This window comes from Bacillus sp. FSL R5-0431 (assembly GCF_038002985.1).
Lineage (GTDB): Bacteria > Bacillota > Bacilli > Bacillales > Bacillaceae > Bacillus.
Window position 1 is genome coordinate 3,219,815 of record NZ_JBBOOG010000001.1, and the last position, 18,705, is coordinate 3,238,519.

Consider the following 18,705-nt stretch of genomic DNA (forward strand, 5'->3'; position numbering starts at 1 on the left):
TTTCGATGTTTTATGACAAATATATTTCATTTGAAGTAACATTGAAACTTTTTAAGATAAGGAAACGTCAATTAAGCGTTAGTGAAAAAAATGTCGCACTATATCCCGTTTTAAGGTATATTTGTTTTAGTTTGTAAGCAAAAAGAAGGACATCTTTACTATAAAAATCATAGCGAGGGTTTAAAATATATGGATCAATCAAGAACGAAACGCAAAGGAAAAAAGCGTTTAAAGCCATGGGTGAAAGTCACTCTGTTTATCATCGGTATTCTTTTACTGACAACCGCTTCTGTCACAGGCTATGCCTACTATAAAGTGACAAATGCTGCCAAAAAGGCGCAAGTATCTCTAGATCGCGGTGCACAATCTGTGAAACGGATTGAAGCATTCGATCCCGGGAAAGACAGCTTTTCTGTCTTGCTGCTTGGCATTGACAGCAGACCGGGCGAAACAGTGAAACAGGCACGAAGCGACGCAATGGTCTTAGCAACAGTCAATCGTACAAATAAAACCGTGAAATTATTAAGCATTCCAAGGGACTCATATGTGAATATTCCAGGGCATGGCTATGACAAAATTACACATGCACATGCATTTGGCGGTGCAGATTTAACCTTGAGTACAGTCGAAGATTTACTAGATATTCCGGTTGATTTTGTGATCCAAAGTAATTTCAAAGCATTTAAAGAGATCGTCAATGAACTCAACGGGGTTTCTATTAACATCAAGGATGAATATCTTGTCAAACAAGTTCTAAAAGATACAAAGGGCAAGGTACAGCTTCAAACAGGAACTCATACGCTAGACGGTGATCAAGCTCTCGCATATGTGAGAACAAGAAAAGCAGATAGTGATTTAATGCGCGGACAGCGTCAAATGGAAGTATTAAAAGCCATTTTTGATAAATCAAAATCGTTAACGTCTATTCCGTCATATGACAATATCATTGATACACTTGGTGAGAATGTCTCCACCAACCTTTCAATGAAAGAGCTAGTCGGGCTTTTCCCGCTGCTGACGTCATTGAAATCGGTGGATACCATTCAGCTTAAAGGCTCTAATTACCAGCCAAACGGGGTTTATTATTACCAATTGGATCAAAACCAGCTAAACGAAGTGAAGACTGAATTGAAGAAACAGCTTGAATTATCATAAACAGAAAGCGTCCCTAAGGGGGCGCTTTCTGTTTGTTGACAAAGGGCTAAAATGGTTTTTTATTTTAGCTCTTTGTCTTCTTTTCAGCGTGATTGAAAACCTTTGAATTCTAGGAAGGACGAGCACTGGCGCGGAGCGAATTTGACATTCGTGAGCACCAGCGCGCAGGACTGACAAAGAATGCAAGGGTTTGTCTACACGCTGAAAGCGTCCCTAAGGGGGCGCTTTTCTACTTGTTGACGATGATGTAGATTTTAACCCTTTGGCTTATTCCCTTGATCATTCGATCATTTTTGTTTAGCCTTGATAGAGAGGAACAAGCATCCCATTGCTCATGAGAATGAAGGAAATCGTACATACTTTGAAGAGGCTATTGCATGCATGAAGGAGGATTTGACAGCGATGAAAAAAATGATTGCGATTGATTTAGACGGTACACTTTTAAATACAAAAAGTGAAATATCTGCTCAAAACCGGAAGGCATTGATTCGTGCGAAGGAAGCGGGATATATTGTCACCATCTGTACCGGGCGGGCGACTTTTGATGTGAAGGAACTGCTTGGCAATTTGGACATCCCCATTATTGCAGCAAACGGCGGAACTGTTCATACCGAAGGATACGAACTTTTCAGCCGTATCACACTTGACCAAGAAGCAGGAAAACGAGCGGCTAAGGCATTAGTAGAACGAAACATTTACTTTGAGGTCTATACGGACGATGCGCTCCTCTCTCCTTTTGATGGAAAAGAGAAGCTGAAAGCAGAATTTGATGTGATCAAAAGTGCGAACCCAAATGAGGATGTAGCTGATTTATGGGAAGGGGCAATGACTCAATTCAAACAATTTGGCATCAAACCAGTGGATGATATTCGCCAGATTTTTGAGTCGAATGAAGCGACCTATAAATTACTCTGCTTCTCATTTGATATGAACAAACTACAGGAAGCACGAAATCTTCTAGCGGAAATGCCTGAGCTTTCATTGACCTCTTCTGGAAAACATATCATTGAGGTACTGCCAAAAGAGTCTGGGAAAGGACATGCTCTCAAAAAGCTCGCAGCTCATTATGGCGTAGACCGCTCACATATTTATGCGATTGGCGACAGCCCCAACGATCTATCCATGTTTGAGGAAGCAGGCCACCGCATTGCAATGGGGAATGCCGTAGATGTTATTAAAGAAAAGAGCACCTACATCACAAAAGGCAATCATGAAGACGGTGTTGCTTACTTTATTGATCTGCTTTTACAAAATCAATTCCACGAAAAAAAGACGCTAGTCTGATCAGCGCCTAGAGAGAAGTCTAGAAGTCCGATACGAACGTGGATCGGGCTTTTTCTTTATTTTTTGATTCTAACAGCCGTCTCATACTTATCCTTCCAGTACGTACTTGTTTTCATATTCGTAAGCACGACACCATTTGAGACGGTCACATGAATGACTTGATTTGACCCTGCATAAATCGCCGGCATCAATGACGTTCCACTAAAGAAAACGAGATCTCCCGGCTTCAGCTCCGAACGTTTCACAGGCGTACCTGTCTTGACTTGACCTGACGCATAGCGAGGCAGATCAATACCGAGCACTTCTCGATACACGTATTGTGTGAACCCTGCTGTGTCAAATCCCTCTTCTGGATTCTTCCCGCCTTTGACATAAGGGACTTCCCCAATATACGTTGCCGCTTTTGATACAACCGGATCTTCTTTTGATAATTTCAGGTCCGTTAATCGTTTCGCACCTGTCCATTTCTCGCGCCAATACGATTCAGACAAATAAGAAATCGTGACACTTTCCGAACGGCTCGCATGAATAAAACGGTCGCCCCCAATATACATCCCTACATGAGAAATGCCTGGCTTATATGTGTTGCTAAAAAAGACAAAATCCCCTGGACGTATATCCGCTAATGCCACTTTTTCTCCAACCATCCACTGCTGTTCAGCACTTCGAGGTAAATAAATCCCTAGTGATTTTTCAAATACATATTGTAAAAAGCCTGAACAATCAAAGCCAACCTTAGGGTCTGCTGCACCAAATACATAAGGAATACCTAAATATTTCATCGCATCTTTCACAAGACGGTCATCAGAGATTTCCGGTGTACCGGGCAGTCGTTTGACTGCATAAAATCGGTCCGTCCAGTATTTGCTTTTGCTGACATCTGTTTTCACCACACCTTGACTGAGCGTGATGTGGATGATCTGATCGTTACCAGCGTACAACGCCACATGTGTCGGGATATCCTTTGTTTCTTCAAGGCTGCGAAAATATACAAGGTCACCGGGCTGGGCTTTGTCCCATGATACCTTTTTTCCAATCTGATATTGGTCGATCACCTTCCGCGGCAAATCAAATGCTTCTGATGTCTTGTACACATATTGAATCAATCCAGATGCGTCAAAGCCTGTTTTTGGATCGGTTCCTCCTTTATGATAAGGTGTTCCGATCAGCTTTTCCGCTTGCTCCAAAGGAGACGCTGTTTGAGCAGATACTTCTGATTGAGACATGAACATCAGCCCTACGAGCGCACACCCACCAATCAATATTTCTTTCCATTTCATGATCTTTCCCCTCCTTTCTTCTATAGTTTCGGCATGAAACCTTTTATTTTACACCTTTTTTCGACAAAAAAGAGCACGCAATGCGCGCCCTCTATGCTCTTTAAAATTATTTACTTGCTTCCGTTTTTGACTGCTTTTGCTGTTCGATTTTCTGCATTTCAACCGAGATCTTTTGTTTTTCATGATCTGTGAGGCTGTCACTAAATTTAAAAGCAGACATAAAGACAAAGACTAAAATTAACGCAACAAACGGCCAGCTTGCTTTTAGGAATTTCATTTCTTCTCTTTCCCTCCGTTTTCTTTTAAGTGTTTAACTTTATCTGCGTGATCTACTTCAAAGAAAATGTGTCCGTCTTTTTCTTTCCAATCCGCATTCGTACCATTTGTCAGCATACGGATAATGGATTTTGATTCAAAAGATCCTGCTTTAACCGGAGCAGGTGTTGCTTCCTTGATGTACATTGGGACAACTTCAAATGTCGCTTTTCCATCTTCATTCAGATGATACTGAACAAGTGCAGAATCACGTGTTCTTGACCAGCCTTGGTCAAAAATAAAGTTCCCTAAGCTATAGAAGATCGCCGTACCGTTATAGACTTCCATTGGCTCAAGAACGTGCGGATGAGCACCGATAATGATATCAGCGCCAGCTTTTGACATCGCTCTTGCCAATTCTCTTTGTCTATCGTTTACCTCATTGTTGTACTCCTGTCCCCAGTGAGCATGAACAACGACGATATCTGCCTTTTCAGCAGCCTGCGAGATCATCGGAATAAAGATAGATGGATCGGCTGGCAAGATACCCGCCTGGCGATTCGTTGCTTTAAAATCTTTCCCATACACATCAGTAAAACCAAGTGTAGCGATTTTGACACCATTTACTTCTTTGTACGAAATGTTCTGCTTCGCATCCTGAAGGTTACGGCCTGCGCCTGTATAATCCATGCCAGCATGTTCAAAGGCATCAATCGTGTTGTTCAGCCCTTTTTCACCATAGTCTGCCGCATGGTTATTCGCAAAGTTTAATACAGAGAAATTCAAATCCTTCAATGCTTTGACAGAATCTTCGTCTGTTTTCAAATGAATATTCTTTTGTGCCGCTTGTTCTTTATCTGATGCGACTGGATGCTCAAAGTTACCAGTCACATAATCTGACACATCAAAATATGGCTTGGCGTAACGAAAGAGATGCTGTTTTCCATAACGGTCTGTTACTTTCTCTACGTTTCTTCCAAACATAATGTCACCGACAAACGAAGCGGTCAGGATGTTTTCTGGATTCTTTTGTACAGTTGGCACTTGTGCTTTCCCGATAAACGTAAATAGAAATGTACAAGCAATGACAATCGGTAAAGCAATCAGTACGTGTTTATTCGTCTTTTTCTTTTGGTTCTTTGTGATTTTCAGCAGCTTTTCCTGAAAGCTCAATTTTTTATTCATCATTGGACACACCTTATCTTAAAATAGATAGTAAACATACATGATGGCAAATGTTGCACCACTTAGAAGTAACGTGCTTCCAAGGGTAATCGTAAGACCTTGCTTTTGAATCGTATTTGCAATCAATCCAGGAACGATAATACCGATTCCGCGGAATTCTGCTATTTCAAATGGAACCACTGGATAGAAGAAATCAAATACAAGCTTTAAGGCGATCCCTGTAATCAGCATCGCAGCAAACTTTCTGCGTCCGTATAAAATCATAAATTTCGATAGACCAAAGCGAACGATGACATACGTAAGCAAGCTGACAGATAAGACGACTAAAATAAAGACTGGCTGGTTAAATACAAGCGCCAGATAACCTGGGACAACAAGTCCAGCTGGTACGATTCCTGTTTTTTCTGCAAAGATTAAACTAAGTAGAACACCTAAAATTAACGAGATATAAAGATCTGATCCGAACATTTTCTATATTTCCTCCTAGCTGACAAGCTGCTTAATTTTGTATTCTTGAATTTTTTCGATTAACGGTTCAGCGGCACCATGAATATTGCCGACTCCATAAACCACTCGATTATGAAGCTTTTTCTCAAGCATATTCATAATTTCTTCTGTAGATTGATATTCAAGGTTGTGTAAGTGGTCAGCCGGAATTTTCCCATCCTCATATGCCTTCACAATTGGATCTGTTGTTTCACCAATCAAGACAAGATCACTTGCTTCAATATAAGGAAGTACATCCTCCGCAAACTGGATCGTTCTATCTACACGATCCGCACGGCAGTTCATGATAATAATCGGTTCATCTGTTGGATATCCAATCTCTTTCACACGCTTCCAAATGTTCAATGTAGATGATGCGTCATTTGCCGCAAAACCATTTACAAAGTGTCCAGGTGTTTTCGCGTCCATTAATGGAAGAATTCTCATCGCTCCTGGATCAGGTGGCGCATTTAACATTCCTCTGAATGCCGTATCTTCATCAATTCCTAATGCCTGTGCAACACCAAGTGCAAGTGAGGCATTATCTGGGAAGACCATGTACTCAAATTTCCGTAAATACTCATCAGAAATCTTGGAATTATCTGCAACAATGACTTCTGTGTTGCGTTTTTTCGCAATCTCTTTAAAGAATTCCGTATATTCACTATCCGTAATAACCAAGTGTCCATTGTAAGGAATTGTCGCTGTAAAGGCTTCTGCTATTTCATCAAGTGTCGGCCCCATTACGTCCATATGATCTTCAAGAACGTTTACGATCACGCCAATATTCGCTTGAAGCAGCTCTTCCTGAAAGATAATTTGGTAATCTGGATTTACTGCCATACATTCACTGACGATGGCATTTGCTCCTCTTTCAACGGTTTCTCTCATAACTTCCTTCTGCTCACCGATATTCGGTCCTTGCGGTTTCCTTTTAATCGGTTTCTCCTCTGGCGTATCCCAATAAATCATTCTTGCATCTGTTCCCGTTGTTTTGCCGACAGTTTTATAACCTGCCTCCATTAAGATACCGGTTGTCAATCTTGTAACGGTAGACTTTCCGCGAATACCATTAATATTGACGCGCACCGGCAAGGCATCGATATTTTTCTGGTGACGCTTCTTTTCAATAAAGCCAATCCCTAACATGATGACACAGGCTATAACGATTAACCACATCGCTTATCTACATCTCCTTTTTTTATGAGTGTGATATGTAAATTCAATCAACAGTATATAGGTTCAGCATAAAATCACAATCGGTATTATGTAACATAATCTTTCACTTCCTCGTATGCCAAATTCCTCTAATCAGAAGGCGGATTTGCCTAGCTCTTCTTTAAATGAAAAGGCCAAAAGGCGGACAAAAATCGGTATGAATTTCGGCTTCAATCAAGAGAAAGCGTTACCATCAAGCATCGGAAAATCTTTTGTCCTTTTCTCCCTAAATTTTTTGACAATTATTAAGATGTATTTTGAATCAATGTTTTATAGCCCTTTAAACTCTATAACATCAGTCATATCAGCGCTTTAAATGAATAGTGCGTGTTTTGGAATGTTTTCGATTTTTGAAGGAACAGGTTAGAAAGTCATCCTCAACGGTCAGAATGCTGCGCGTTGACCTATGACAAAGGTCACCTCTAAAAAAATCAAGTCATATGCTTATTTTCGGGTCACAAAAAATTGGGATAAGATGTAAACTATTGATCATTTCGGAATACCTGCTTTTTACGATATTCGCTCCTTATGACCTAAACAATGAAACATTATTCATTTGTTTTTATCAAGATTCATCATTTCTTAACATTTTTAATATGATTTTAGTTGAAAGTTGTCAATTCATGTCATGCTTTCCCCAAAGATGACGAATAAAATCAGCTTCTCCGCTTACACTATGGTTAAAAAAACTGTGAGAGGAGGCTAAAGATGCCAAACGCCAATGAGCAAACACGCTTGCATTTTTTATCAGGCAGCTTCGAGGAAAAAATCCGGATTCTGAAAAAGACATTTCAGCAAAGCGGGGATTTTGAATACCGAGAGTTAATGGTGAATGAAACGAAATCTGTCCTGTTTTTTATTAAAACAAGAGTAGATGAAGGCAAACTAAATGATTTCATTATCGGCAACTTGTTAGGTCCTCCTGGAAAGCAGGAATATACGAAATCTCTCAGCACACTCGAAACAGGTGACTTGACGCTGATCACTGACAGTATTATTGCTGGGAGCATTGCGTTTCTTGATGAAAATTCCTCACAGATCAAATTGTTTTCTGTCGGTCAGCCGCCGCTGCGCTCTATTTCTGAACCTTCATCTGAAAGTATTATTGCTGGAGCACATGACGGATTTGTTGAAAGTCTTGATACCAACATCTACTTACTGCGTTCGCATTTAAATGATCGAAAGCTCGCCATTCAGTATCATAAGATTGGTACAAAATCTGAAACAAAGCTTGCGACTGTTTATATATCTGATATCGCTAATCAAGAAAAGGTAGAAGAGGTAAACAAACGGATTTCTTCTATTAAAGTAGACACGCTGCTAAGTCCTGGCTCTATTGTTGAGGCGATTGAGGATGATTCATTTTCTATTTTCCCGCAGCTTATTGATACAGAGCGCCCTGATAAGGTGAGATCTGCAATCCTTGAAGGGCGAATTGTGGTGATGATGGATGGCAGTCCGATGGCCATCATTCTTCCTGTCACCTTCTTTAGCTTCTTTCAATCACCTGATGATTATAATAGCCGCTGGATTCCGGCTACGTTTATCCGTGTTCTCCGCTATCTTGCCTGTATCATCGCAATCATTTTGCCATCTTTTTATATCGCTGTCATTGGCTTTCATTATGAGGTCGTCCCAGATGAATTAGCCATAACGATGAAAAATTCAATTATCGGTATCCCATTTCCTCCTTTGATAGAAGCGATGCTAATGGAAATTACCATTGAACTCATTCGTGAGGCAGGGGTGCGTCTGCCTAGACCAATTGGTCAAACCATTGGTATCGTAGGTGGTTTGGTCATTGGAGATGCTGTTGTACAAGCAGGACTCATCTCAAATGTTCTTGTCATTGTAGTCGCTGTGACCGCTGTCGCTTCATTTGTACTTCCGTCATTTGAAATGACGGCCACGATTAGGATGCTGCGTTTCCCGCTCATGTTCATGGCATCTATGTTTGGTTTTATTGGCATTTCATTTGGATTATCCATCATTCTCATGAATTTATGCCGCCTTGAATCACTAGGGGTGCCATACTTATCACCTGTTGCTCCATTTAACTGGCAGGATTTAAAAGATACTGTAATTCGCCTCCCAATGTGGATGTACAAAAATCGCCCTGTTTATTTAAATCCGCAAAAGAAAAAGCAAATTGAACATTTGAGAGGATGGAAAAAGAAAAATGAAAAATAAAATATCTCCACCTCAAGCTGTCTTTTTTCTCATTCAATCTCAAATTGGTGTCGGTATTTTATCGCTCCCCCACTTTTTGATGAAAGACATGGGACACGATGGCTGGATGGCGATCATTGTCGCCTGTTTTTTTATCCAAATCATCAATACCATTTTCATTTACATCATTCATAAATATCCAGAAACATCATTCTTCCAAGCATTAATTGATGTATTTGGTCAATGGATTGGGAAATTACTGATTGCACTGTATATACTGTATTTTGCCTCCGTCTGTATTGTCGTTTTATCCATTTTCACCAGAATTATTGGTATGTGGGTTCTGCCGCTGACGCCAAACTGGGTCATCAATCTATTACTCATTACTTCCATTGTTTATATTGCGAAGGAGCAAATTACAGCCATTGTCAGGTTTAACTTTATCTTAACTCCCCTTCTCCTTTTGCTTTCCTTGCTGATGTTCTATTCATTAAAAGGGACCAATATCGATTATCTGATGCCTTTTTTTCAAACAGACATTTCTCAGTTTCAGCTTGGGCTGAAGGACGTCGTCCTATCGATGAATGGATTTGAGATGATCCTTATTCTTTCTCCCTTTATGAAAGGCACTATTAAGGAACGGTATAAAATCATGACCATTTCAAATATATGCACGACGCTTTACTACCTATTTATTACATTGATTTGTTTTATGTTTTTTAGTCCAATTGAGCTTGATGTGATTCCCAACCCTGTTCTTTACTTATTAAAAACCATTTCCTTCGGTATCATTGAGCGGACAGATTTAATTTTTCTTAGCTTCTGGGTGTTTATTATTCTTGCCACATTGAGTAACTATCTGTACTTTTGTGCAAATGGCATTTCCAGTTTACTGAAGAAAAAGGATCACAAAAAATATGTTTATTGTTTCGCCATTCTGATATATGCGTCTAGCTGTTTTTTGGCAGTCGATAACTTTCGCATTCAGCGTTTCAATGATTTTACAACGATTGCTCAGTATTCGTTCATTTACACACTTCCAGCATTCATGGCGATCATTATCTTTATCAAACAACGTAAAAAGAAGGTGAAATCACATGCGTCATAAATATGTCCTGACTCTCCTCATGTGCGTGTCTCTCACCATGATGCCTGGCTGCTGGGATCAAAACCTATTAAAAAACATCTCCCTTGTCCTTACTTCCGCCATTGATCAAGGGGAAGATGGTAACGCAAAAGTATCGATTACCTACCGAAAAGTACAACAGTCTCAAAGTATGCAGCAAGGAAGTTCAAGTACTTATTCAACCACTGTACTGACAACCAATGCTCCAACTTTACGTAAAGCGGGAACAGACTTCGGCCGAATGGTTGACCAAAAGATTGATATGTCAAAAATGAGGATTTTACTGATCGGTGATGAATTCTCTCAAAATCAACTACTTCCCTACTTAGACATGTTCTATCGCGATCCGAAAAGTCCTTTGCTTGCCAATTTAGCCGTTGTGAAAGGCGGTTCAAGTATTGATGTAATCAACAAATTACTAAAAGAACAGCTCATTGTCAGTGACTATTTAAACAATCTCATTACAACTGCATCAAAAGGTTCACAAGTGACCGCTGGAAATATTCAAAGCATACGCTCAAAGATGCTCCAAACAGGAGAAGACTTTACCCTGCCTTTAATTGTATTTGATCAGTCTAAACAACTAATCAAAGTAGCAGGTGTGGCTTTATTCGATAATGAGAAAAAAACTGGTGAGCTTTATGGTCAAGATGCCATGCTTCTCAATCTCATGAATAATAAAATCGGGAAATATGCAAATTTCACTAAAAAGATCAGAAATGATATGGAGTTGAAGGGAAATGACTATATTACCATCCAAGTCACCGACTTAAAACGAGATATTCGTATTCTCAATTCTGATCATCGAAACGTGACAATTGGGCTAGATTTCGAATTCAAAACAGCTGTCGTTGAATATCCGAAAGACAATTTAGATAGTACGAAAAAGATCGATGAACTAAACAAACGATTATCAGCTATTTTCACAAAGGAAGCAGAAAAAGTAATCTCTGTTTTGCAGAAATCAAACTCCGACGTGTTAAGTCTTGGAAGAAAGTATCGTGTTAAAAATTATGATGAATATGTAAAAATGAATTGGAAAACTGATTATCCAAATGTAAAAATCATCCCAAAAATCAAAGTGAACATTACAGAAACAGGGATTACTAGTTAATAAAAGGAAGATAGCATCTTTCTTTTATTTTTTTATTTTTTTAAGATTGTCATTTTAATGCTTTCATGATAATCTAACTATGTAAACGGTTACACATTCACGAAGGGAGGCACTCAATTGGCTACAATTAAAGATGTTGCAAAAGCTGCACAAGTGTCTGTTGCCACTGTTTCACGCGTGCTTAACGATACTGGATATGTCCATACAGATACGAAAACCCGTGTGACACAAGCGATGCAGGAGCTGAACTACTTTCCCAATGAAGTGGCTAGATCCCTTTTCAAAAGAGAATCACGCTTAATCGGTTTGATTTTACCTGATATTACGAATCCCTTCTTCCCTCAGCTCGCTAGAGGCGTTGAGGACGAAATTCATGCGCATGGTTTTCGGTTATTATTCGGAAACAGTGATGAAGATCGAGAGAAGGAAATGGCCTATTTACAAACCTTTAAACAAAATCAAGTGGTCGGTGTCATCGCTGTCACAAACGAACCTGAATCAGATATATACAATGATGATGAATTACCGGTTGTGTTCTTAGATCGAACCGTTCCACATGCACCTTCTGTGTTTGCAGATGCTGCAGCTGGCGGGAAAATGGCCGCAATGGAATTAATCAGACGCGGCAGCCGGCAGATCACACTGCTAAAAGGACCTGCCCACCTTCAAACAGCGAGGCAGCGATTCAAGGGCGCACTCGATGTACTGACGGAAAAAGGAGTCGACTTTCATGTGATGTCTAATGCTTCATTTTCCTTTCAAGAAGCCCGCAAGAGCGCCAAGGCTCTTTTCCAGCTGTACCCTGAAACAGATGGCATCATTGCCAGCAATGACATCGTCGCAACAGCGGTCATACACGAAGCGCTTCGGATCGGAAAAGCCATTCCAGATGATGTTCAAATCATTGGGTTTGATGATATTCCGCAAAGCGAGCTGCTCTTCCCTTCCTTATCTACGATTAGGCAGCCTGCCTATGAGATGGGGAAAGAAGCGGCACAGCTGTTAATCAAAGCGATTCAGAAACAACCTATAGATCAACCAGTTATCCAAATGCCCGTCTCTTTTATTGAACGAGAGACCACAAGAAAGGTGGATTCACAATGAGTCATATTGTCGTAGTAGGAAGCTGTTCTATGGATTTAGTCGTCACATCGGATAAACGGCCAAATGCCGGTGAAACAGTTTTAGGCGAATCATTTAAAACCGTCCCAGGCGGAAAAGGCGCCAATCAAGCAGTCGCAAGTGCCAGACTCGGTGCAGATGTATACATGGTCGGCCGAGTCGGTGATGACGCTTATGGTCAGGATATTGTCAGTAATCTACAAGATCAAGGGGTCCGCACCTCATATATGAAACCGGTTACCGAAATGGAAAGCGGCACCGCTCATATCATTTTAGCAGAAGGTGATAACAGCATTGTCGTGGTCAAAGGAGCAAATGACGAGGTCACTCCTGACTATGTTAGAGAGGCATTTTCTACAATAGATGATATTGGGATAGTTCTCATTCAGCAGGAAATACCTGAAGAAACAGTCGAAGCTGTCTGCGCCATTTGCAGCGACAAAGAAATCCCTGTGATTTTAAACCCTGCACCTGCCCGCAAAGTATCGCAGCAGGTTTTAGACCAGGCTGCCTATATTACACCGAATGAGCACGAAGCTGTTCTCATGTTTGATGGACTCCTAATTGAAGACGCCTTGCGTCAATACCCTAACAAATTACTCATCACAGAAGGGAAAAATGGGGTTCGATTTTTTGACGGATTGAAAGAAGTGCTAGTTCCAGGCTTTCCTGTTGAAGCAGTTGATACAACAGGAGCAGGCGATACCTTTAACGGAGCCTTGGCTGTCGCCTTAACAGAAGGCAAATCTCTCTATGACGCACTTGCCTTCGCTAACCTTGCAGCATCAATGTCTGTCACAAAGTTCGGTGCACAAGGCGGCATGCCAACAAGAGAAGAACTGGAGAAAAAGAAATGAAAAAAAACGGCATCTTAAACAGTCATATCGCCAAGGTACTTGCTGACCTTGGTCATACAGATACAATCGTCATCGCAGACTGCGGTCTTCCTATTCCAGAAGGTCCAGTCAAAATCGACCTGGCGGTATCAATCGGCACACCGTCCTTTCAGGAGGTCACCTCCCTCCTTCTTCAGGAAATGGCGGTTGAACACATTACTGTGGCTAGTGAAATCAAAGAAGCCAATGAACGAGATCATCTATTTCTAAAGAAAGCGTTCTCACAGCCATTACATGATGTAGACCACGAGACGTTCAAAAACATGACCAAACAGGCAAAAGCAGTCATTCGCACGGGTGAAGCCACCCCATACGCAAACTGCATTCTTCATGCCGGTGTCATCTTTTAAAAGGAGGAGCCAGATATGAACATTGAGATGCATAACATCCATAAGGCCTTTGGAAAAAACACCGTTCTTTCCGGGGTCTCCTTTGACCTCGTCACAGGTGAGGTCCACGCGCTCATGGGCGAAAATGGCGCAGGAAAATCAACTTTAATGAACCTGCTCACAGGTCTTTATTCATTAGATCAAGGAACGATTCAAACCGACGGAAAAGAAACCGCTTTCAAAAATCCGAAGGAAGCGGAACAACACGGCATCGCCTTTATTCATCAGGAGCTCAACATATGGCCGGATATGACCGTCTTGGAAAACCTATTCATCGGGAAAGAAATCTATTCGAAGTTTGGATTGCTAGACACAAAGAAAATGAAGGTTCTTGCCCAAAGCCAGCTGGACCGATTGTCTGTGAACCTCTCGCTTGATCAAGAGGCAGGTAGCTGCTCTGTTGGACAAAAACAGATGATTGAGATTGCAAAGGCATTAATGACTGATGCGAAGGTGATCATCATGGATGAGCCAACAGCAGCTTTAACAGACCGTGAGATTGAAAAGCTCTTTCAGGTCATTGAATCTCTCAAAAAAGAAGGCGTATCCATTGTCTATATTTCTCACCGTATGGAGGAAATCTTTGCGATCTGTGACCGGATTACCATCATGCGCGATGGGAAAACAGTCGATACGAAAGCCATACCTGAAACGAATTTCCATGAGGTCGTCAAAAAAATGGTCGGCCGCGAATTAACAGATCGATACCCTGAGAGATCGCCTTCTCTAGGAGATATTGTCCTTGAGGTGAAGCAAGCGACAAGAAAAGGACAATTTCATGATATCAGTTTCTCAGTCAAAGCTGGAGAAATCGTCGGTGTTGCAGGCTTAATGGGCGCTGGCAGAACCGAAATGATGCGGTCGCTGTTTGGTCTTGATCCTCTTGATCAAGGAGAAATCTGGGTCCATGGGAAAAAGGCTGTCATTAAAAAACCAAGTGATGCCGTCAAGCTCGGCATCGGCTTTATCACAGAGGATCGCAAAGATGAAGGACTCATGCTGGATGCATCCATCCGAGAAAACATTGGTCTGCCAAACTTAGAAAGCTTCTCTCCAAAAGGACTGATTGATAAGAAAAACGAACAGGATTTTGTCGACCTGCTCATCAAAAGACTGACGATTAAAACGGCTTCCTCTGAAATCTCTGCTCGAAGTCTCTCTGGTGGAAATCAGCAAAAAGTCGTCATCGCCAAATGGATCGGCATCCAGCCGAAGGTCTTAATTTTAGATGAACCGACAAGAGGTGTCGATGTCGGAGCGAAACGAGAAATCTACCAGTTAATGAATGAACTGACTGATCGAGGTGTTGCCATTTTAATGGTCTCCTCTGAGCTCCCAGAAATTCTAGGGATGAGCGATCGAGTGCTTGTCATTCATGAAGGAACCATCAGCGGAGAATTAAATAAAGCAGACGCAACACAAGAACGAATTATGACACTAGCTACAGGAGGGAAGTAACATGAAACCACTTACTTCAAATGGACGATTTGACAACATCATGCAAAAGCTTGGGCCATTCTTAGGACTCATCATCCTTATCGCCATTGTTTCTATTTTAAATCCAGCCTTTTTAGAGCCATTAAACATCTTAAACTTACTGAGACAAATCTCCATTAATGCCCTCATTGCCTTTGGAATGACGTTTGTTATTTTAACCGGAGGAATTGATTTGTCTGTCGGTGCCATTTTAGCACTTTCTAGTGCGCTGACTGCCGGATTTATCGTGTCTGGTATGGACCCGATTTTAGCTATTATCGTTGGCAGTATCATCGGCGCTATTCTTGGGATGGTCAACGGTCTTTTAATTACAAAAGGAAAAATGGCTCCTTTTATCGCAACACTTGCCACGATGACGATTTTTAGAGGGTTAACACTTGTTTATACAGACGGAAACCCGATTACAGGACTCGGCTCGAACTACGCCTTTCAGTTATTCGGCCGCGGATATTTCTTAGGCATTCCTGTTCCAGCAATCACGATGCTTCTCACCTTTATCGTACTTTGGGTGCTTCTTCATAAAACACCTTTCGGCAGAAGAACGTATGCCATCGGCGGAAATGAAAAAGCTGCGCTTATTTCAGGAATCAAAGTACCACGCGTAAAAATTATGATCTATTCATTGGCAGGTTTCATGTCTGCTTTAGCGGGTGCCATTTTGACCTCTCGCCTAAACTCAGCTCAGCCAACAGCTGGCACATCCTATGAGCTTGATGCGATTGCTGCTGTTGTACTTGGCGGGACAAGCCTGTCTGGCGGAAGAGGGCGAATTGTCGGCACACTGATCGGGGTGCTCATCATCGGTGTCTTGAACAATGGTATGAACTTACTTGGTGTATCATCATTCTATCAATCTGTTGTGAAAGGGATTGTCATCTTGATTGCAGTCCTACTAGACAGAAAGAAATCTGCTTAAGGAGGCAGCTGCTATGAAAAAATATCTCATTCTCATTCTGACTCTCTCATTATTCATGCTTTCTGCCTGCTCGCTAGAACCGCCAGAGTGGGCCAAATCAACAAAAGATGGAAAGAAAAAAGACATCAAAATCGGGCTCTCGATCTCGACCTTAAATAATCCATTTTTCGTTTCTCTCAAAAACGGTGTGACGAAAGAAGCGAAAAAGCTCGGCATCGAAGTGGTCATTGCAGATGCACAAAATGATTCAGCGAAACAAACAAGTGATGTAGAAGATTTAATTCAGCAAGGGGTCGACGCATTACTCATCAATCCAGCTGATTCATCTGCTATCTCAACCGCTGTCGAATCAGCGAATGCTTCAGATATTCCTGTCATCACATTAGACCGTTCAGCAGAAAGCGGTAAGGTAGAAGCACTGGTCGCCTCAGATAACGTCAAAGGCGGCGAAATGGCAGCCAACTTTATCATCGACAAGGTCGGTAAAGGAGCAAAAGTCGCTGAATTAGAAGGTGTACCAGGCGCTTCTGCTACACGTGAGCGCGGAAAAGGATTCCATCAAATAGCAGATAAAGATCTAAAAGTGACAGCCAAACAAGCGGCTGACTTCGACCGAACAAAAGGACTCAACGTCATGGAAAACCTCCTTCAAGGAAACCCTGACATCAAAGCCGTTTTTGCCCACAATGATGAAATGGCACTTGGCGCATTAGAAGCGATCCAAAGCTCTGGAAAAGACATTCTCGTCGTTGGCTTTGATGGAAACGAAGATGCACTCAACTCGATCAAAGCAGGAAAACTATCTGCCACAGTCGCCCAGCAGCCAGAGCTGATCGGAAAACTGGCAGTCGGCGCTGCAAACGACGTCCTAAAAGGGAAAAAAGTAGAAAAGAACATCGCAGCTCCACTGAAACTAGAACAGAAAAAATAAACACAAAACCCCCGATAGCTCTCGGGGGTTTTTCCTATTATTCTGGTCTTTTCAGCACAAATGACGTCCCTAAATGGGCATAATCATTTCCCGCTAAACGTGCGATTGGCTTCAATTCATGAGAAGAAACATATCCTTTTTCCGCATCATAAACAGCCTCATCTAAATGCGCACACACAACCCGGCCAATGATGTGATCGACTGTGATCTCCCCTTCATCATTTTGAAAGGTCAGATGCTTTTCGAGCTGACATTCAAAGCGAATGCGTGCTTCCTTGATTCCCGGCACTGAGACCACACTGCTCTTCACTTGATGAAGACCGGTGCGATTCAGCTCACTCTCTTCCTCTGGCAAAGTAGCAGCTGTTTCATTAATATCTTCAATCATCGCTTCATCACTCACATGGACAACAAATTCTTCCCTGTCGATGATATGTTTTGCTGTATCTTTCATCTCTCCTTGACGCCGTCCGATGGAAACTGCGATGAGCGGCGGATGTCCGCTGATGACATTAAAGAAACTAAATGGTGCGGCATTGACGACATCGTCTTTAGACAGACTTGTCATAAACGCAATCGGTCTTGGAACAATAGAGCCAGATAATAATTTATATGCTTCTTTTCGTGACAGCTGATCCATTTGCAACGTAATCAATTCAGGCACGCCTCCTTTTAGTGTAACGACATCATACCATACCCCTTTTTCTATGCCTCTGATTCCGGCTCGGTGCGATGCAGGATATGGTGGACAAGATGAAATAAAGCAGGATTATGATTCTCTGGTCTATAGGAAATCGTCCATTCCGCCAGAAGCTGTTCACCTTCAATGGACCGATACACAACATCTAGATTAAATAAACGCCGGGCTGATTTTGGAATGACCGCAATACCGATACCAGCTGTGACAAGGCCAATAACCATTTGATATTCCGCTGCTTCCTGCACAATATTCGGAGAAAATCCGTACTTTTCACATAGCAGGACAAAGTGTTGATAAAGGGACGGCCATGATTCCTTTGATAAAGAAATGATCGGTTCATGACGGATATCTTCGATCGTGACCGCCTCTTTTTTCGCCAGCGGATGATTTTTCGGAATCGCAAAAATACATTCACTTTGCTTCATCAAACGGCTGACAAGTTCTTCATGCGGAGATGTAGGATGTAAAAAACCGATATCAATCTCCCCATTTAAAAGCGCCCCTAGCTGCTGCGGAACAGAAAGCTGCTTCAGCTCAATACTGACAGAGGGATACAGCTCTCTGAATTCGCGTACAACTGGCGGCAGAATATCATACGTCGCTGTTCCAACAAACCCTATGATGATTTTCCCCAGCTCTCCTCTTGCTGTATGCCGGGCATGATCAACGGCTTTATCAAGCTGATGCAGCACACCACGCACCTCATGTAAAAAGACCTTTCCAGCAGCTGTTAACTCCACCACTCGCTTCGACCGGTGAAACAAAGGAAACCCCAATTCTTCTTCAAACTGCTTAATTTGCTGACTAAGTGGAGGCTGTGTCATATTCAACCGTGCGGCTGCTCTGCCAAAATGCAGCTCCTCCGCTACTGTGACAAAATACTGCAAATGTCTCAGTTCCATCCTTTCACTCCTCGCACACTTATTCGTGAAACATATTAAAACCACGTTAAACATATATTGGAAAATTTTCTTTTTGAAAT

Annotated in this window: 18 protein-coding genes; 11 read left to right on the forward strand and 7 right to left on the reverse strand. The window is 41.7% G+C overall.

Translation table 11 applies throughout. The annotated features are described in order from the left end of the window. Window positions 1-189: 189 nt before the first annotated feature. Window positions 190-1,155: an LCP family protein gene (locus tag MKZ03_RS16600; protein WP_106050594.1), complete on the forward strand. Its 966-nt coding sequence runs from the start codon at window positions 190-192 to the stop codon at window positions 1,153-1,155. 402 nt (window positions 1,156-1,557) lie between these two features. Beyond that, on the forward strand, window positions 1,558-2,439 hold the full coding sequence (locus tag MKZ03_RS16605) for a Cof-type HAD-IIB family hydrolase (protein WP_341032464.1): 882 nt from the start codon (window positions 1,558-1,560) through the stop codon (window positions 2,437-2,439). Window positions 2,440-2,495: 56 nt separating this feature from the next. Here the strand turns inward: MKZ03_RS16605 and MKZ03_RS16610 are convergent, their stop codons facing one another. The 5 genes from MKZ03_RS16610 to pgsB form a co-directional block, all read right to left on the reverse strand. Then, window positions 2,496-3,719 carry a C40 family peptidase gene (locus tag MKZ03_RS16610; RefSeq protein ID WP_307500365.1) on the reverse strand — a complete coding sequence of 408 codons (1,224 nt, stop codon included), beginning with the start codon at window positions 3,717-3,719 and terminating at the stop codon, window positions 2,496-2,498. A 106-nt stretch (window positions 3,720-3,825) separates the two neighbouring features. Further along, a complete protein-coding gene (locus MKZ03_RS16615; RefSeq protein WP_003213661.1) occupies window positions 3,826-3,996 on the reverse strand; it encodes a hypothetical protein in 171 nt (56 codons plus the stop codon). Then, the gene (locus MKZ03_RS16620) at window positions 3,993-5,159 is read right to left on the reverse strand and encodes a CapA family protein (protein WP_034660209.1); all 1,167 of its coding nucleotides are present in this window, start codon (window positions 5,157-5,159) and stop codon (window positions 3,993-3,995) included. The genes MKZ03_RS16615 and MKZ03_RS16620 overlap by 4 nt, the downstream gene beginning before the upstream one ends. An 18-nt stretch (window positions 5,160-5,177) precedes the next feature. Beyond that, window positions 5,178-5,627, reverse strand: a complete 450-nt coding sequence (gene pgsC / locus MKZ03_RS16625; RefSeq protein ID WP_012011488.1) for a poly-gamma-glutamate biosynthesis protein PgsC — start codon at window positions 5,625-5,627, stop codon at window positions 5,178-5,180. A gap of 15 nt (window positions 5,628-5,642) precedes the next feature. Further along, window positions 5,643-6,824, reverse strand: coding sequence for a poly-gamma-glutamate synthase PgsB (pgsB, locus tag MKZ03_RS16630; protein WP_034660210.1), 1,182 nt, complete (start codon window positions 6,822-6,824; stop codon window positions 5,643-5,645). A gap of 747 nt (window positions 6,825-7,571) precedes the next feature. Between pgsB and MKZ03_RS16635 the strand changes: the two genes are divergently transcribed. The 9 genes from MKZ03_RS16635 to rbsB all read left to right on the forward strand — a co-directional run bounded on the left by MKZ03_RS16635 (window position 7,572) and on the right by rbsB (window position 17,023). Then, on the forward strand, window positions 7,572-9,053 hold the full coding sequence (locus MKZ03_RS16635; RefSeq protein WP_307500366.1) for a spore germination protein: 1,482 nt from the start codon (window positions 7,572-7,574) through the stop codon (window positions 9,051-9,053). Further along, the gene (locus tag MKZ03_RS16640; RefSeq protein ID WP_034660213.1) at window positions 9,043-10,140 is read left to right on the forward strand and encodes a GerAB/ArcD/ProY family transporter; all 1,098 of its coding nucleotides are present in this window, start codon (window positions 9,043-9,045) and stop codon (window positions 10,138-10,140) included. The genes MKZ03_RS16635 and MKZ03_RS16640 overlap by 11 nt, the downstream gene beginning before the upstream one ends. Continuing rightward, complete coding sequence (locus MKZ03_RS16645) at window positions 10,130-11,272, forward strand: Ger(x)C family spore germination protein (protein ID WP_341032465.1); 1,143 nt, start codon at window positions 10,130-10,132, stop codon at window positions 11,270-11,272. Before MKZ03_RS16640 ends, MKZ03_RS16645 begins: the two co-directional genes overlap by 11 nt. 117 nt (window positions 11,273-11,389) lie before the next feature. Beyond that, window positions 11,390-12,376, forward strand: a complete 987-nt coding sequence (locus MKZ03_RS16650) for a LacI family DNA-binding transcriptional regulator (RefSeq protein WP_060597451.1) — start codon at window positions 11,390-11,392, stop codon at window positions 12,374-12,376. Continuing rightward, window positions 12,373-13,251 (forward strand): ribokinase, encoded by an 879-nt coding sequence (gene rbsK / locus MKZ03_RS16655; RefSeq protein ID WP_341032466.1) that lies wholly within the window; start codon window positions 12,373-12,375, stop codon window positions 13,249-13,251. The genes MKZ03_RS16650 and rbsK overlap by 4 nt, the downstream gene beginning before the upstream one ends. Next, window positions 13,248-13,640: a D-ribose pyranase gene (rbsD, locus tag MKZ03_RS16660; RefSeq protein ID WP_341032467.1), complete on the forward strand. Its 393-nt coding sequence runs from the start codon at window positions 13,248-13,250 to the stop codon at window positions 13,638-13,640. Before rbsK ends, rbsD begins: the two co-directional genes overlap by 4 nt. A 15-nt stretch (window positions 13,641-13,655) precedes the next feature. Further along, the gene (locus MKZ03_RS16665; protein WP_341032468.1) at window positions 13,656-15,137 is read left to right on the forward strand and encodes a sugar ABC transporter ATP-binding protein; all 1,482 of its coding nucleotides are present in this window, start codon (window positions 13,656-13,658) and stop codon (window positions 15,135-15,137) included. A gap of 1 nt (window position 15,138) precedes the next feature. Next, a complete protein-coding gene (gene rbsC, locus MKZ03_RS16670; protein ID WP_307500371.1) occupies window positions 15,139-16,092 on the forward strand; it encodes a ribose ABC transporter permease RbsC in 954 nt (317 codons plus the stop codon). A 13-nt stretch (window positions 16,093-16,105) separates the two neighbouring features. Continuing rightward, a complete protein-coding gene (gene rbsB / locus MKZ03_RS16675) occupies window positions 16,106-17,023 on the forward strand; it encodes a ribose ABC transporter substrate-binding protein RbsB (RefSeq protein ID WP_095285700.1) in 918 nt (305 codons plus the stop codon). 37 nt (window positions 17,024-17,060) lie between these two features. Here the strand turns inward: rbsB and MKZ03_RS16680 are convergent, their stop codons facing one another. Both MKZ03_RS16680 and alsR read right to left on the reverse strand, forming a co-directional pair. After that, window positions 17,061-17,678, reverse strand: a complete 618-nt coding sequence (locus MKZ03_RS16680; protein WP_095285699.1) for a flavin reductase family protein — start codon at window positions 17,676-17,678, stop codon at window positions 17,061-17,063. Window positions 17,679-17,728: 50 nt separating this feature from the next. Continuing rightward, a complete protein-coding gene (alsR, locus tag MKZ03_RS16685) occupies window positions 17,729-18,625 on the reverse strand; it encodes an acetoin biosynthesis transcriptional regulator AlsR (protein WP_341032470.1) in 897 nt (298 codons plus the stop codon). Between the last annotated feature and the right edge of the window lie 80 nt (window positions 18,626-18,705).